General features: G+C 70.4%; 9 protein-coding genes. 3 read left to right on the top strand and 6 right to left on the bottom strand.

The window, feature by feature from the left end:
- Positions 1–130: 130 nt before the first annotated feature.
- Complete coding sequence (locus tag ACFY9S_RS12775) at positions 131–2785, bottom strand: cellulose binding domain-containing protein (RefSeq protein ID WP_391126522.1); 2655 nt, start codon at positions 2783–2785, stop codon at positions 131–133.
- Positions 2786–2993: 208 nt separating this feature from the next.
- Positions 2994–5912, bottom strand: a complete 2919-nt coding sequence (locus ACFY9S_RS12770; protein ID WP_391126519.1) for a glycoside hydrolase family 48 protein — start codon at positions 5910–5912, stop codon at positions 2994–2996.
- Positions 5913–6313: 401 nt separating this feature from the next.
- Here ACFY9S_RS12770 and ACFY9S_RS12765 point away from each other — a divergent pair, with 401 nt between their 5' ends.
- Both ACFY9S_RS12765 and ACFY9S_RS12760 read left to right on the top strand, forming a co-directional pair.
- Positions 6314–8029, top strand: a complete 1716-nt coding sequence (locus ACFY9S_RS12765; RefSeq protein WP_391126516.1) for a glycoside hydrolase family 6 protein — start codon at positions 6314–6316, stop codon at positions 8027–8029.
- Between the two features lie 129 nt (positions 8030–8158).
- On the top strand, positions 8159–9058 hold the full coding sequence (locus ACFY9S_RS12760) for a class I SAM-dependent methyltransferase (RefSeq protein WP_102911663.1): 900 nt from the start codon (positions 8159–8161) through the stop codon (positions 9056–9058).
- A 131-nt stretch (positions 9059–9189) separates the two neighbouring features.
- On the opposite strand, the gene ACFY9S_RS12755 is transcribed toward ACFY9S_RS12760, so the two are convergent.
- The 3 genes from ACFY9S_RS12755 to ACFY9S_RS12745 all read right to left on the bottom strand — a co-directional run bounded on the left by ACFY9S_RS12755 (position 9190) and on the right by ACFY9S_RS12745 (position 13160).
- Complete coding sequence (locus tag ACFY9S_RS12755; RefSeq protein WP_391126512.1) at positions 9190–10065, bottom strand: aldo/keto reductase; 876 nt, start codon at positions 10063–10065, stop codon at positions 9190–9192.
- 74 nt (positions 10066–10139) lie between these two features.
- Positions 10140–11966, bottom strand: a complete 1827-nt coding sequence (locus ACFY9S_RS12750; RefSeq protein ID WP_391126510.1) for an AMP-binding protein — start codon at positions 11964–11966, stop codon at positions 10140–10142.
- Between the two features lie 315 nt (positions 11967–12281).
- Complete coding sequence (locus tag ACFY9S_RS12745) at positions 12282–13160, bottom strand: LysR substrate-binding domain-containing protein (protein WP_391126507.1); 879 nt, start codon at positions 13158–13160, stop codon at positions 12282–12284.
- Positions 13161–13322: 162 nt separating this feature from the next.
- On the opposite strand from ACFY9S_RS12745, the gene ACFY9S_RS12740 reads away from it, so the two are divergent.
- A complete protein-coding gene (locus tag ACFY9S_RS12740) occupies positions 13323–14390 on the top strand; it encodes a bile acid:sodium symporter (protein WP_391126625.1) in 1068 nt (355 codons plus the stop codon).
- Here the strand turns inward: ACFY9S_RS12740 and ACFY9S_RS12735 are convergent.
- On the bottom strand, positions 14326–15561 hold the full coding sequence (locus tag ACFY9S_RS12735) for a DUF4185 domain-containing protein (RefSeq protein ID WP_391126504.1): 1236 nt from the start codon (positions 15559–15561) through the stop codon (positions 14326–14328). The genes ACFY9S_RS12740 and ACFY9S_RS12735 overlap by 65 nt on opposite strands.

Below are 15561 nucleotides of genomic sequence, written 5' to 3'. Positions count from 1 at the left end.
GCCGGTCTCCCGTACGGGCGGCATCACGAACACTCGGGCAGGTGCTCCGCCTCCCCTGCCCCGGTCGCCTCTCGCTTCCGCACCGCCGGGGGCGCCCACCGTGTCCGGCGCGCGCCCCCGGCAGCACCCCTCAGGTGACCGTGCAGTTCCGGTCGCCGAGCGTGAAGGCGGCCGGCTTGGTGTTCGTGCCCGACCAGTTCGCCGTGAAGCCGAAGCTCACCGACGACCCCGCCGCCACGTTCGCGTTCCAGCCGACGTTCTTCGCCGTGACCGCCGAACCCGACTGTGCCGCCTCGGCGTTCCAGGCCTGGTTCAGCTTCTGGCCGTCGGGGAAGGCCCAGTTCAGGGACCAGCCGTTCCAGGCGCTCGTGCCGGTGTTGGCGAGCTGGACGTCCGCCTGGAAGCCGCCCGCCCACTGGCTGGTGACCTTGTACGTCACCTTGCAGGCGCCCGTCGGCCCCGGGTCGGGGCCCGGACCCGGGTCTGTGGAGCCGCCGCCGGAGCTGTCGCCGTAGATGACGCCCCGGCCGTTCGTGGAGACGTAGACACGGCCGTACACGCGCGGGTCGCCGGTGATCGCCGCGCCCGTCCAGCCCCACTGGTGGGCGTCGTCGTTGATGCGGGTCCAGCTCGCGCCCTTGTCGGTGGAGCGGAAGATGCCGCGCACGCCGCCGATCTTCGCGCTGGTGTAGAGGGTCTGGTAGGAGGCGCCGGGTGCGGCCTTGCCGAAGCCGACGGTGTCGGCCTGCTCGACGTTCGACAGCTTGGTGAAGCTGGCCCCGGCGTCCGTGGAGTGCCACAGGCCGTAGGCGCCGTCCGTCGCGCCACCGGCCAGCCAGACGTCGCCCTTCCCGCCCGGCAGCGCCTTGAAGCGGACGCCGTCACCGCTCGGCAGCCCCGTGGCCGGTGATGCCTTGAAGGTCGCCCCGCCGTCCGTACTGACGTAGAACTTCCCGGACTTGAAGCCGTAGAAGGTCTTCGGATCGACGCGGTCCGCCTCGACGATCGCCCCGGCGGGGATCCCTCCCGAGGCCTGCCACGACGTGCCGAAGCCCGTCGCGTGGTGCACGCCGGCGCCCTCGGGGCTCCACACGAACCGGCTGCCGTCGGCCGCCGCCGCGACCGTGCCGCCGCCGCTCACGCCCGAAGGGTCGGTTCCGGCGAACCAGTTGGCGCCGTTGTCCGTCGAGAACGCGATGTGCGGCCCGGAGTCCAGGTTGCCCGTCCGCACCACCGTGTTCGGGTTCGACTCGGCGAAGTCCAGGCTCGTGGTCGTCGTGAAGTTCGGCTGGGTGAACATCATCGACGGTACCTTCGTCAGGTCCGTGTGCCGGAAGCCGCCGATGTCGCCGAGCGCGCTCAGCAGCGGGGCGCCGGACGAGGGAGAGGCGAGGTCGTTGACCGCCGTCTCCTCCAGGCCCCGCACCATCGGCTTGACGGTGAACTTGCCGCCGCCGTCCCAGTTCCCCAGGTTCTCCGTGCCGTAGATCGTCGCACCCGTCCCGTACATCATCCGGTTCGAGTCGAACGGGTCGATCTCCAGGGCCTCGGTCATCCACCCCAGCTTCGGCGTCTGCTCGGGCGGTTGCGGATTCGCGCCCCAGGTCAGCCACGGCGAGGACGAGACGTCCATCGTGTAGCGGTTCTCGCGGTTCGGATACGACGTGTAGTCCCACGCCTTGGTCCAGGTCGCGCCGCTGTCGGTGGAGCGGAAGATCTGTGTGTCCGGCCACCAGGCGCTGTACGCGGTCGCCATCACCGTGCCCGGCTTCTGCCGGTCCACGGTCAGCCCGCTGAAGCCGTAGAAGGTGTCGGCCTCCGCCACGGGGCTGATGTCCTTCCAGGTCCCGGTCCCGGTCGCGTACCGCCACAGCTGTCCTTTGCCGCCGTCGTACGGGCCGCCCTTGTCGCTGTACGCGAGGTAGAGGTAGCCGTTCTTCGCGTCCAGGACGCCCTTGTGCGCCAGGTGGCCGGTGGGCTGCCCGGCCAGTCGCTGCCAGGTCGCGCCCGCGTCCGTCGAGCGGTACACCGCGTTGTCCTTGTCGGCGACCCCGACGTAGATCGTCTTCGTGGCGTTCCCGGCGGTGCCCGTGGACTCGTCGAAGGTGACCCAGACGATGCCCTGGTTGTCGGACGCGTAGCCGCTCGTGTCGCTCGGGTCCTGCGCGTAGTTGCCGACGTTCGGGAAGTTGGCGACCTGCGACCAGGTCACGCCCGAGTCCGTCGACCGCCACAGCCCCTTGCCGCTGGGCGCCCCGAGGTACAGCACGCTGTTCCGGTTCGGGTCGACGGCCAGCCGCTCGCCCATGCCCCGCCCCGGCATGTTGCCGCCCAGCTTGAACGGCAGGCCGGCCTTCTGCCAGCTCGCGCCCCGGTTGGAGGAGCGCATGACCGCACCGTTCTTCGGATCCCAGCTGTTGGTGTACGTACCGACCGCCGCGTACACCTTGTCCGGGTCGACGGAGTCGGAGGCGATGCTCACGACGCCGGTGTGCCCCCAGTCGTCCCAGCCGACGGAGTCCAGCAGCGGCGTCCAGGTCTTGGAGGACTCCTGCCAGCGGTAGGCGCCACCGATGTCCGTGCGGGCGTAGGCCAGGTTCTTCTCGGAGCGGTTGAAGACGATGCCGGGCACGAACCCGCCCCCGTCGATCCGGGCGTTCTTCCAGGTGTACGTGTCAGCGGCGAGCTTCGTCGCCGGGGGATCGGCGGCCAGTGCGCTGGGCGCACCCGACAACAACCCGGCCGCGAGCGCCAGCACGGCCGTGAGAACACGGGTTCTTCGCACGGTGGGGTTCCTTCCGTGAGGGGGGAACGTGCGAGAGCCGGGCGGTCCCTCGTGCGGGTGGGGACCGCCCGGCCCTGGTGGCCCCGCGTCAGGTGCAGGGCCTTGTACGCAGAGCTTCGGACGCTGCTTCGGGGGCGGGGAACCGCGCGACCAGCCACAACGGCCGCGCAGCCGAACAGCCGCCCACCCCCCGGAGCGCCCGGCGGGGTTATTCGAGAAGCTCCGCGTACGAGCCCATGGCCAAGGCGATGTCCGCCTGAGCCCAGAACCGGTGGTACGTGAACGACGGCACCGCGCCGCCCGCGAGATAGCTCTCGATCTTCGACCAGGCCGGGTCGTCCTCGTAGAAGGACCGGATCGAGTCGAACGTCGACGACGAGTTGATCGCGTCGCCGTTCGGCATCGTGCCCGTCCAGCCGCTCGGGATGTGCACCGGGTCGTCGAACCGGTTGTAGTCGGCCCGGTTCTCCGGTACGGCGATCCCGAGATCGGTCTGGTGGTTCGCCCACATGCCGTCCAGCAGCTTCTTCGCCGCCGCCGCGGCCTCCGTGTCACCGGAGCGGTCCGCGTAGTACGTCAGGGTCTTGGCGAACGAGGCCGCCACACCGACGTCGTTGGTGTAGTCGGCGACGGTGACGTGCAGCCCGCTGTTGGCGCCGGGGCTGGAGGCGTTCCAGGTGTCGGGCTGGCCCGACCACTGCAACGTCGACGGGATGCGGTAGGTGCCGTCCGGGTTGAACGTGGTCTTGGACAGCGCCCAGTCGACCCACTTGTCGAGGACCGCCTTGGCCTTCGCGTTCCCCGTCTGCTGGTACAGCTCGGCGACCCGCTCCACGGACCACGCCTGGAAGCCGAACCACTGGTTGGACGGCGGGTCGTGGTACACGGGCTTCTCGTCGTAGTACATGCCGTAGAACGTCGACTTCCCGGCGGGCGGGGTCGCGTAGCGGCCCGCCCAGCTGTTGGTCGCGCCCCCGGCGATGGCGCCCTCGTCCGACTGCAGCCAGCGGTAGAACTCCAGCTGCCGGTCCATGGACTTGGCCCAGTCCGCCGCGCCCGTCGCCGACTTGGGCTTCAGCGGGGCGTAGTTGCCGAGCGCGTACGCCGCGAGGGGGTTCTGGTAGCCGCCGTGGGCGTGGCTGGAACCGATGCGCCAGGCCCAGCCGGCGTTGGTGTCGGTGGCGCCGCCCCAGGCGTAGTACCAGGACATCAGGTACATCGAGGCGTCCTTGCCGGTGCCGGCCGGACAGGCCGACGGCCCGACACAGTTGCCGATCTTCTTGAAGTACTTGTCGAACATGGAGTAGCGCAGGTAGTCGCCCATCTTGGCGGCCTTGCCGACGGTCGCGGACACGGCACTGCCCTTGCCCTGCTCCTTCGCCCAGATGTCCGCCCAGTACGCGGCCTGCACGGCCCGCGCGTCGGCGTCCGGAGCGTTGGTGAACTTCCACTGCTTGGCGTAGGAGGCGTCACCGGTGAACAGGTCCAGATAGCCGTTCTTGCCGCCGTACTTGAAGGCGTCGCAGGTCGGCTGCGGCACCGTCTCCCACACCGACTCCTGCGCGCCGCGCTGGAAGGTGTTGATGTACGACGGGCCGGTGTCCGACGGGCCTGCCTCGCACTTGCCGGGCGAGTTGCCGTAGCCGTAGACGTTGTCGACGTCCTGGAGCCAGTGCATGCCGTAGACGTCGTCCGTGCCGTAGGCGCTCTTCAGCTCACTCGCGATCGGGTCGGTGCCGACCGGGACACCGGTGTCGAGCTTGGCCGGGTACTCGTTCGGCGTGTCCAGCTCGGGGGCGTAGGTGGCCGGCTTGGCGGCGTTGTAGAAGGAGTTGGTCGGCTGGTCGGCCTTGGTGGGGATCATGTACTTCTCCATGAGGTCCCACGCGCCGTTGAACTTCGACCAGTCACCCGTCACCTTGCCGTACATGGCCTGGAGCCACAGGAGGTAGCTGTACGCCTCCGACGTGGTCTCGTGGCCGTGGTCCGGCGCCTCGACGATCAGCGTCTCGACCGAGTGGTAGGGAATGCCCTCGGGGGAGAAGTAGCCGTTCGCCGGGTTGGTGATCTTCCCGTACAGCTCCAGGAAGCGGGCGTCGTAGACCTTCGCCGCCGCCAGCTGGGTCACGGTGACCGACGCCTTGCCGTGGCCCGCGGCCGTCGACTCGAACACGGCGGAGCCGGAACCGGAGTTCGCGGCCGCCACGGTCACCTTCTGGGCGGTGTTCCAGTTCTGCGGCGTGAACGTCAGCGACGCGCCGGCCGAGACCGAGAGCCCCGCGTTGCCGCTCGCGCGGGCCGAGGTCACCGTCACGTTCGCCGAGGGCTGCTTGGACAGCTTCACCTCGTAGGTACCCGACTTGCCCGACTGGACGCCCAGTTGGAGCGGCGAGGCGACGACGGTCGGGCCGGAGGCGACGGTGATGCCGACCGGTGTGGAGTCGGCGGAGGCGCCCATGCTGTCGTACGCCTTCGCCACCAGGGAATGGCTGCCCACGGCCAGGTCCGCGACGGAGAGCGCGTAGGGCGCGCTCGTGTCCGTGCCGAGCAGTTTGGTGTCGTCGTAGAACTCCACCTTGCTGATCGTGGCGTTGTCCGCTGCTGCGGCGGTGGCCGCCAGCGGCACCGCCTGGCCCTGGGTGTACACGGCGCCCGCGCTCGGGCTGGTCAGCACGGCGATCGGCGGCTGGTGCGCGCCGGTGCAGGGCGTGCCGTTGACGGAGAAGGACGTCGGCGCGGTGTTGCCGCCGCTGTAGGAGAACTGGGCGCCGGTGGAGACGGCGGCGCCCGCGGCGACCCGCGCGTTGTGGGAGGCGTTCTTGACGGTGATGTTCGCGCCGGACTGCGACCAGGTGCCGTTCCAGCCGTTGCCCAGCTTCTGGTTGCCGGAGTAGGCGTAGGTCAGGGTCCAGCCGTCGATGACGTCCGTGCCGCGGTTGGTGAGGGTCAGGTCCACCGTGAAACCGGAGCCCCAGTCGTTGGTCTTGTAGTCGACACTGCACTGAAGTGCCGCCGCCTGCGCGGGAGTCGACCCTGAGGAGAGCATCGTCAGCGGAAGAGCGAGAGCTGCGAGGGCTGCGGTCCACAGCCGTCGTACCGCTCCGCGTCTCCGGGGTGGGGGATGCATGGTGCTGGTTCCTCCTTGCGGCTCGGAGAAGTCAAGGCTTGAACCAGTGGGAGCGCTCCCATAGTGCGGACACGTCAGGTACCGGTCAAGAGACTTGAAGAGTCGAAAAGATTCGACGCCGCGAGTTGAGCGAAAGTCAGCGACTCCCCTGTTCTTTACCGACACTTGGCGCTACCTTCCTTGACACCAGTGGGAGCGGTTCCATCAGTCGACGCGTCCGTCACGACGGGCCCGACCTGCACGGAGTCGCTCATGCGACACCCCTCGCGTTCAGTACTTTTAGCCGCCGCCCTCGCGGTGTTCCCCGGCTGCGCGAGAGCCGGTGCCGGGTTCCTCATGTCCTTGTCGGAGCGCGCCCTGAACGGCTGACACCCCCACCACCGAAAGGGAAAACCGCACTCATGAGCCGTACGAGAACAGCGTTACTGGCCGCCATGGCCCTGGTCGCCGGAGCGACCGGAACCGCCTTCGCCGTCGACCCGGGCGCCGGCGTCGCCGCCGTCCCCTGCACCGTCGACTACAAGATCCAGAACCAGTGGAGCACCGGCTTCACCGCCGCCGTGACCATCACCAACAACAGCGCCGCCAAGTCGTCGTGGTCGCTGAAGTGGTCGTACGCGGGCAACCAGAAGGTCACCAGCGGCTGGAACGCCAAGCTGAGCCAGAGCGGTGCCGCCGTCACCGCGGCCAACGAGACCTACAACGCCCAGCTCGCGACCGGCGGTTCGGTCAGCTTCGGCTTCCAGGGCAGCTACAGCGGCAGTAACGCGATCCCGGCCACCTTCACTCTCGACGGCGTGACCTGCAACGTCGACGACGGCGGCGGCCCCGGCGAACCCGATCCGGACCCGGGCGGCCCCGCCAACCGGGTGAACAACCCCTACGAGGGCGCCAAGGTGTACGTGAACCCGGAGTGGTCAGCGAACGCCGCCGCCGAGCCGGGCGGCAGCCGCATCTCCAACCAGCCCACGGGTGTCTGGCTGGACCGGACCGCGGCCATCAACGGCGCGGGCGGCAAGATGGGCCTGCGCGCCCACCTCGACGAGGCGCTGCGGCAGAAGGGCTCGGGCGAACTCGTCGTCCAGCTCGTGATCTACAACCTGCCCGGCCGTGACTGCGCCGCCCTCGCCTCCAACGGCGAGCTGAAGGCCGACGAGATCGGCCGATACAAGACGGAGTACATCGACCCGATCAAGGCGATCCTCGCCGACTCGAAGTACTCCTCGCTGCGGATCGTCACCACCGTCGAGATCGACTCGCTGCCGAACCTCGTCACCAACACCGGCAGCCGCCCGACGGCCACCCCGCAGTGCGACGTGATGAAGGCCAACGGCAACTACATCAAGGGCGTCGGTTACGCGCTGAACAAGCTCGGCGACGTGCCGAACGTCTACAACTACGTCGACGCCGGCCACCACGGCTGGATCGGCTGGGACGACAACTTCGCTCCTTCCGCGACCCTGTTCAAGGAGGCGGCGTCCGCCGAGGGCGCGACCGTCAACGACGTCCACGGCTTCATCACCAACACGGCGAACTACAGCGCCCTGAAGGAAGACCACTTCTCCATCAGCGACAACGTGGCCGGCAAGTCCGTCCGCGAGTCGAATTGGGTCGACTGGAACCGCTACGTCGACGAGCTGTCCTTCGCCCAGGCCTTCCGCAACCAGCTGGTCTCGGTCGGCTTCAACTCCGGCATCGGCATGCTGATCGACACCTCCCGCAACGGCTGGGGCGGCACCGCCCGGCCCACCGGCCCCGGCGCCCGGACCACCGTCGACACCTACGTCGACGGCGGCCGCTACGACCGCCGCATCAACCCGGGCAACTGGTGCAACCAGTCCGGAGCCGGCCTCGGCGAACGCCCGCAGGCCGCCCCGGCCGCCGGAATCGACGCCTACGTGTGGATGAAGCCCCCGGGCGAGTCCGACGGGGCGAGCGAGGAGATCCCGAACCCCGAGGGCAAGGGCTTCGACCGGATGTGCGACCCGACGTACGAGGGCAACCCGCGCAACGGCAACAACCCGTCCGGTGCCCTGCCGGACGCGCCGATATCCGGGCACTGGTTCTCCGCCCAGTTCCGGCAGCTGATGCAGAACGCGCACCCGCCGCTGTCCTGACCCGTCCGCGCTGAACCGCTGATCCGCCGGGGCCCGCGCCCCGGCGGATTTGCGGGACCGGCAACAGCAGTGGCCTCCGCACGGTGTGCCGTCGCACGCTGACCGCATCCGAGCGAGAGGCTGTCCACCATGGCGCACGACCACGACCACGTTCACCGGCAGGGCCACGGCCACCACCACGACCACACCGACATCGACTGGGCGGCGATGGCCCCGATGCTGGAGTCCGAGGCGGAGCTGTTCACGTCGATGTACGAACGGGCCCTCGGCTGGCTGGCGAAGGAGGTGACCGAGCCGGGTCTGATCGTCGACGCGGGCAGTGGGCCGGGTGTCGTGTCGTGTCTGTTCGCGGAGACGTTCCCGGGCGCGCGGATCGTGGCGGTGGACGGCTCCGAGCCGCTGCTGGAGCGGGCCCGGGCACGGGCGGAGCGTCAGGGGGTGGCCGACCGCTTCGGCACGGTCGCAGGGGAACTGCCGGACGTCCTCGACGAGTTGGAGTACCCGGCCGATCTGCTCTGGGCGAGCCGCACCCTGCACCACCTCGGCGACCAGCGGGCCGGGCTCGCCGCGTTCGCGGCCCGGCTGGCGCCCGGGGGCACCCTGGCCCTCATGGAGGGCGGGCTGCCCGCACGGTTCCTGCCCCGCGACATCGGCATCGGCCGCCCCGGTCTTCAGGCGCGCATGGACGCGGTCGAGGAGGAGTGGTTCACGAAGATGCGGCAGGACCTCCAGGGCCATGTCGCCGAGCCCGAGAACTGGCCCGCCCTGCTGTCCGCCGCGGGCCTGACACACACCAGGACGCACAGCTTCCTCCTGGACCTTCCCGCCCCGGCCTCGGACCGCGCCCGTGCCCACGTCGTCGACTCCCTGACCCGCTTCCGCGACACCCTCGCAGAGGGCCTCGACCACGACGACCGCACCACCCTCGACCGCCTCCTCGACCCCGGCGACAAGGCGAGCCTGCACCACCGTCAGGACGTGTTCGTGCTGGCGGCCCACACCGTGCACACGGCGGTCCGGCCCGCATAGCTCCGATGCCGTCGACTTCGACCGGACCGACAGGGCAATGACGACGGCAGCCGGTCCGAGAGTGCGGGAACGACGGCGCCCCGGCCCGGGGCCCCGCGAGGGGCTCCCGGCCGGGGCGCCGGCGGTGCGGCTCAGGCGCCGTTGAACTCCGCCGGGTCCGGCCCGATGCGGCGGTCCTCGTTCAGCGCGCTGATCGCCGCGAGGTCCTCGTCGTCGAGGCTGAAGTCGAACACGTCGATGTTCTCCTTGATCCGCGAGGGTGTCACGGACTTCGGGATCACCACGTTGCCCAGCTGGATGTGCCAGCGCAGCACGACCTGGGCCGGGGTGCGGTCGTGCTTGCGGGCGATGGCCACGATCGCCGGGACCTCCAGCAGGCCCTTGCCCTGGCCGAGCGGCGACCAGGCCTCCGTGGCGATGCCCTGCCCCGCGTGGTACTCGCGGGAGGCGCCCTGCTGCAGGTGCGGGTGCAGCTCGATCTGGTTCACCGCCGGGACGACCGACGTCTCACCGATCAGCTTCTGAAGGTGCTCGGGGAGGAAGTTGGAGACGCCGATGGCCCGGATCCGGCCGTCGGCGTGCAGCTTCTCGAACGCCTTGTAGGTGTCGACGTACAGACCACGCTCCGGCGTCGGCCAGTGGATCAGGTACAGGTCGACGTAGTCCAGGCCGAGCTTCTCCAGCGACGTGTCGAAGGCGCGCAGCGTGGAGTCGTATCCCTGGTCGGCGTTCCAGAGCTTCGTGGTGACGAAGAGCTCCTCGCGGGGCAGTCCGGCGGCGGCGATGGCCTTGCCGGTGCCCTCCTCGTTGCCGTAGATCGCAGCTGTGTCGATGCTGCGGTACCCGGCCTCCAGCGCCGTCGCGACGGCCGTCTCCGCCTCGTCGTCCGGCACCTGCCAGACGCCGAAGCCCAGCTGGGGCATCTCGACGCCGTTGTTCAGGATGATCGGGGGGACCTTGCTCACGAGCTCTCGATCCTTCGGTAAGTGGTCGGGTGTACTTCCCATCGTCAACGATCACGGGCGGTGATGCATTCCTGACGGGAGGATTCCGAAGCCACACCTGCCCCGCGAGGCGTACGTCACGCTCGGTAGAGCGCTTCGACCTCGTTCTCGTACGCCTTCTCGATCGCCTTCCGTTTCAGCTTCAGGGACGGGGTCAGCAACCCGTGCTCCTCCGTGAACGGCTGGGCCAGTATGCGGAAGGTGCGGATCGACTCGGCCTGCGAGACGAGGGTGTTGGCGGCGACCACCGCGCGGCGCACCTCCGTCTCCAGATCCGCGTCGCGCACCAGCTCCGCCGGGGACATCTGCGGCTTGGCCCGCATGGCCAGCCAGTGCTCCACGGCCTCCTGGTCGAGGGTGACCAGGGCGGCGATGTACGGGCGGTCGTTGCCCACGACGATGCACTGGTTGACCAGCGGATGGTCCCGGACGCGTTCCTCCAGAACCCCGGGCGAAACGCTTTTGCCGCCGGAGGTGACGAGGATCTCCTTCTTGCGGCCGGTGATGGTGAGGAAGCCGTCCTCGTCCAGCGCGCCGAGGTCGCCGGTGGCGAGCCAGCCGTCGTGCAGGGTGGCGTCGGTGGCCTTCTGGTTGTTGAGGTACCCCTGGAACACGTTCTCGCCGTGCAGCCAGATCTCGCCGTCGTTGGCGATGTGCACGGTCATGCCCGGAATGGGCTGCCCGACCGTGCCGAAGCGGGTGCGCCCGGGCGGGTTGGCGGTCGCGGCGGCCGTGGTCTCCGTCAGGCCGTAGCCCTCGTAGATGTGCACGCCCGCGCCGGCGAAGAACAGCCCCAGCCGGCGGTCCATCGCCGAGCCGCCGGACATGGCGTGCTTGATCCGGCCGCCCATCGCGGCGCGGATCTTGCCGTAGACCAGCTTGTCGAACAGCTGGTGCTGCATGCGCAGGCCCGCCGACGGGCCGGGGCCGGTGCCCCAGGCCTTGGCCTCCAGCGCGTCGGCGTACTTGATGGCGATGTCGACGGCCTTCTCGAAGGGACCGGAGCGGCCCTCCTTCTCGGCCTTGCGGCGGGCCGCGTTGAACACCTTCTCGAAGATGTACGGCACGGCCAGGAAGAACGTCGGCCTGAACGCGGCCAGGTCGGGCAGCAGGGCCGCCGCGTTCAGCTGCGGCTGATGACCGAACTTCACCTTGCCGCGGATCCCCGCGACTTGGACCATCCGCCCGAAGACGTGCGCGAGCGGCAGGAACAGCAGGGTCGCCGCCTCGTCGCCGCGCTTGGAGTGGAACACCGGCTCCCAGCGCTCGATGACGGTGTCCGCCTCGTACATGAAGTTGCCGTGCGTGATGACACAGCCCTTGGGGCGGCCGGTGGTGCCCGAGGTGTAGATGATCGTGGCGACCGAGTCGGGTGTGACCGCCTGCCGGTGGCGGTGCACCACCTCGTCGTCGAGGTGCGCGCCCGCGTCGTACAGCTCGTGCACGGCGCCGGAGTCGAGCTGCCACAGCCGGTGCAGCTGGGGCAGCCGGTCGATGACGGTGGCGATCGTCATCGCGTGGTCCTCGTGCTCCACGACCGCGGCGGTCACCTCGGCGTCGTACAGCATCCAGAAGCACTGCTCGGCCGAGGACGTCGGGTAGACCGGCACGACCTGGGCGCCGATCGTCCACAGCGCGTAGTCGAACAGCGTCCACTCGTAGCGCGTGCGGGACATGATCGCGACCCGGTCGCCGAACCGGATGCCGCTCGCCAGCAGGCCTTTGGCCAGCGCGAGCACCTCGTCGCGGAACTCGGCGCTGGTGACGTCACGCCACTGGCCGGACTCGTCCTTGCGGCCCAGCGCGATGTGCAGCGGGTCCTCCTGGGCATGCTCGAAGACCACGTCGGCCAGACCGCCCACCGGAGGTGCCAACGCCAACGGAGGGATGGTGAACTCGCGCAAACCCCGCTCCCCGCTCCTCAGCGCTCCTGTCGAGTGACGTCCCGCACAGCGCCGTGAAAGCTACCCCACCCGGGCAGGGGGCGGGAGGGGGTGCGAAGGTGAGGATCGCTCCGGTCCGCGCTGGTCAGCGAGGGAAAAAGCGCTCACATGGGGAAGGGTCGGACACAAACCTGACGGTTGAGTAAGTTTCGGTGCCGTAATCTCCACCGAATCTGTACGTGTCCGGCCGCGGTGCGACGGGCCGCGGAGCAGGCTCTCCTCTGTCAGCGGGACAGCGACGGATTGTGTCACTCCGGCTCGTCACGGCCCGGTTCGTCACAGCCCCTTGCGCTCGCTGCGGTGCAGCCGGTCCCCGCCCGCCAGGATCGCCGCCGCCAGGGCGTCCGCCGCGCCCTGGGCGGAGGGCCGGCGGCGGCCGTGGACGAGCACGAAGTCGACCTGCCCCAGTTCCGGCAGCCCCGCCCGGTCCGGGACCCGGACCAGCCCCGGCGGGATGAGACCGCGGGAGTGGGCCATCACGCCGAGGCCCGCCCGGGCCGCCGCGACGAGGCCGTTGAGGCTGCCGCTGGTGCACACCACCCGCCACGGGCGGCCCTGCCGCTCCAGGGCCTCCAGGGCGAGCGCGCGGGTGATGCCCGGCGGCGGGTAGACGATGAGCGGCACCGGGCGGTCCGGGTCCAGCCGGAGGCGTTCCGCGCCGATCCACACCAGCCGGTCGTGCCGGACCAGCTCGCCCCGCGGGTCCTCGGGCCGCCGCTTGGCCAGGACGAGGTCCAGCTTCCCGGCGGCCAGCTGCTCGTGCAGGGTGCCCGACAGCTCGACCGTCAGCTCCAGGTCGACTTCCGGGTGCTCGTGCCGGAAGCCCTCCAGGATCTCCGGCAGCCGGGTCAGCACGAAGTCCTCCGAGGCGCCGAAGCGCAGCCGGCCCCGCAGCCGGGTGCCCGTGAAGAAGGCCGCCGCCTGCTCGTGCACCTCCAGGATCCGGCGCGCGAAGCCGAGCATGGCCTCGCCGTCCTCCGTCAGCTCAACCGAGTGCGTGTCCCGGGTGAAGAGCGTCCGCCCGGCGGCGTCCTCCAGCCGCCGCACGTGCTGGCTGACCGTCGACTGCCGCAGCCCGAGCCGCCGCGCGGCCTGCGTGAAGCTCAGCGTCTGCGCCACCGAGAGGAACGTGCGCAGATGGGACGGGTCGTACACGGGACCCAGGTTATCGCGGAACGTGATGACAGTGAGAGTCGTATACAGGATTCCCGATCGCCGGGTCGGGGAGCAGGATGGAAGGGGCCCGCTGCGGCCCTGGGACCGACCGAAGTACCAAGCAAGTGGAGCACCGTGAAACGCCTGCACTGGCCGAGCTGGATGCCGATCGACCCCTACATCCTGCTCCTCCTCGGGACGGTCGGCCTCGCCGCGCTGTTCCCGGCGCGTGGACCGGCCGCCGAGGTCGCCTCGGGTGCCTCCACGGCCGCGGTCGCCCTCCTCTTCTTCCTCTACGGCGCCCGGCTCTCCACGCGTGAGGCACTCGACGGCCTGCGGCACTGGCGGCTTCACGTCACGGTCCTGGCCTGCACCTTCCTCGTCTTCCCGCTGCTCGGGCTCGCGGCCCGCGGGTTGGTGCCGGTGATCCTCACGCACCCGCTCTACCAGGGCCTGCTCTTCCTCACACTGGTCCCGTCGACCGTCCAGTCGTCGATCGCCTTCACCTCGATGGCCCGCGGCAACGTGCCCGCCGCGATCTGCGCGGGCTCCTTCTCCTCCCTGGTCGGCATCGTCGCCACCCCGCTGCTGGCCGCCTCGCTGCTCGGCGGCAGCGGCGGTGGCTTCTCCGCCGACTCGCTGCTGAAGATCGTGCTGCAACTGCTGGTCCCCTTCCTCGCGGGGCAGCTGCTGCGGGGCTGCGGAGTCATGAGGGGCCGCGCGAGGCGCGTCGGGCAGGGCGGTGGTGGGCGACGGGAGGGCGGCTTCGGCACCCGTCACAAGCGGGTCCTCGCCCTGGTGGACCGCGGCTCGATCCTGCTCGTCGTCTACACCGCGTTCAGCGCGGGCGTGGTCCAGGGCATCTGGCACCAGGTCAGCCCGGCGCGGCTGGGCGGCCTGGTCGTCGTCGAGGCGGTCATCCTCGCCGTGATGCTGCTGCTGACCTGGTACGGCGGCAAGGCGCTGCGCTTCGGCCGGGCGGACCGGATCGCCATCCAGTTCGCCGGCTCGAAGAAGTCCCTGGCCGCCGGACTGCCCATGGCGAGCGTCCTGTTCGGCGCACAGGCGGCCCTCGCCGTGCTGCCGCTGATGCTCTTCCACCAGATGCAGCTGATCGTGTGCGCGGTGATCGCCAAGCGGCGCGCGCGGGAAGCGGCGGCGGAGGTCAGCGCGGCGCAGCCAGCCGCAGCGACACGAACCGCGGTCGGTAGAGGGACACGTTCCGGCTGAGCTGGGCGGCCGCGCCCGTCGTCTCCAGCCAGTTGACGTCGTAGCTCAGGACGAGCCGTCCCGCACCGCTCAGCACCGGGTGAGCCTGCGGGTTGTAGGCGGCCACCTGCCCCTGCGGCAGCGGCGGGCTGAACTCCTTCGCCGGACCGTGCCACGGCCCGGCGGGAGAGCAGGACCAGTAGGACGCCACGGTGGTCAGCCCCTTCGGGCCCGCGGCCATCGTGAACAGCACGTACGTGCCGCCGTCCCGGACGACCGAGAACGCGCTGCCCACACCCTTGCGCCGCTCGTCCCCGAGCACCGGCCGGGGCCGGGCGCGGGGCACCCACGCCGAGCCGCTCCAGTACTGCCACGCCGCCGGGTCCGCCAGCCCGCCCTCCGGGACCCGCGCCGCGTACGCGTGCGAGACGGGGCGGGAGGCGGGCCGCCGGTCGTCGCCGCCGAACACATAGGTCCAGCCGCCCTCCTCGACCAGCGTCGTTCCGAACAGCACACGCCGGGACGGGTCGGCGACCGGCCGCTGGTCGAGCACCTCGACGATCGACTCCAGGCGCAGCCCGGGCAGCGACAGGGTGGCGACCTCGGTCGCGGTGGGCACACCGTAGATCCAGGGGGACTGTCCTGCCGTCCGCACCCACAGCAGCACCCGGACGACCTGCTCCGCAGAGCCCGGCGAGCGGGGTTCGACGCGGGCGGCGACCGGCCAGCGCCACTGGTTCGGTGCCGGGTCGGCGAACAGCGGGGCGGGCAGGGTGGATTCGAGGCGGCCGTCGCGCATCAGCACGGCGGAGTTGCGCACCAGAGGTGTGGTGGCGTCCCGCCAGGCGTAGGACTCGCCGTGCGGGTTGGGCGGACCGTGGACCCGGCCCAGGTAGGTGTCCGAGAACAGCCACAGCACCCGGCCGTCGGGCAGTCGCACGGAGTGGGTGCCGTCGCCGCCGGTCCAGTCGTCCGTGCGGCCCGCGTCGTCGCCGTAGCGCGCGAATTCGGCGGTGAGGCCGTCGTCGGCCCTCCAGGAGCCGACCGTGAGCGCGCGGCAGCCTCCGTCGTCGTCCGGACCGTCGTCGGGCAGGGCGATGAGCAGTGCGGCGCCGAGAACCAGGACCAGCAGCAGGCCGATCCCGGTTCCCGTGCGCTGTCGTGCTCGTAATGCTGCTGAGTCGTCGGGCAC

It is taken from the genome of Streptomyces sp. NPDC012474 (assembly GCF_042955185.1).
GTDB lineage: Bacteria > Actinomycetota > Actinomycetes > Streptomycetales > Streptomycetaceae > Streptomyces > Streptomyces cahuitamycinicus.
This window is presented reverse-complemented; position numbering and strand designations above follow the sequence as displayed.

What these genes read in the sequence shown, in the direction of transcription:
- ACFY9S_RS12760 (WP_102911663.1), top strand. Translation starts at nt 8,159, where the DNA reads ATGGCGCACGACCACGACCACGTTCACCGGCAGGGCCACGGCCACCAC.
- ACFY9S_RS12755 (WP_391126512.1), bottom strand. Translation starts at nt 10,065, where the DNA reads ATGGGAAGTACACCCGACCACTTACCGAAGGATCGAGAGCTCGTGAGC.
- ACFY9S_RS12740 (WP_391126625.1), top strand. Translation starts at nt 13,323, where the DNA reads ATGCCGATCGACCCCTACATCCTGCTCCTCCTCGGGACGGTCGGCCTC.
- ACFY9S_RS12765 (WP_391126516.1), top strand. Translation starts at nt 6,314, where the DNA reads ATGAGCCGTACGAGAACAGCGTTACTGGCCGCCATGGCCCTGGTCGCC.
- ACFY9S_RS12770 (WP_391126519.1), bottom strand. Translation starts at nt 5,912, where the DNA reads ATGCATCCCCCACCCCGGAGACGCGGAGCGGTACGACGGCTGTGGACC.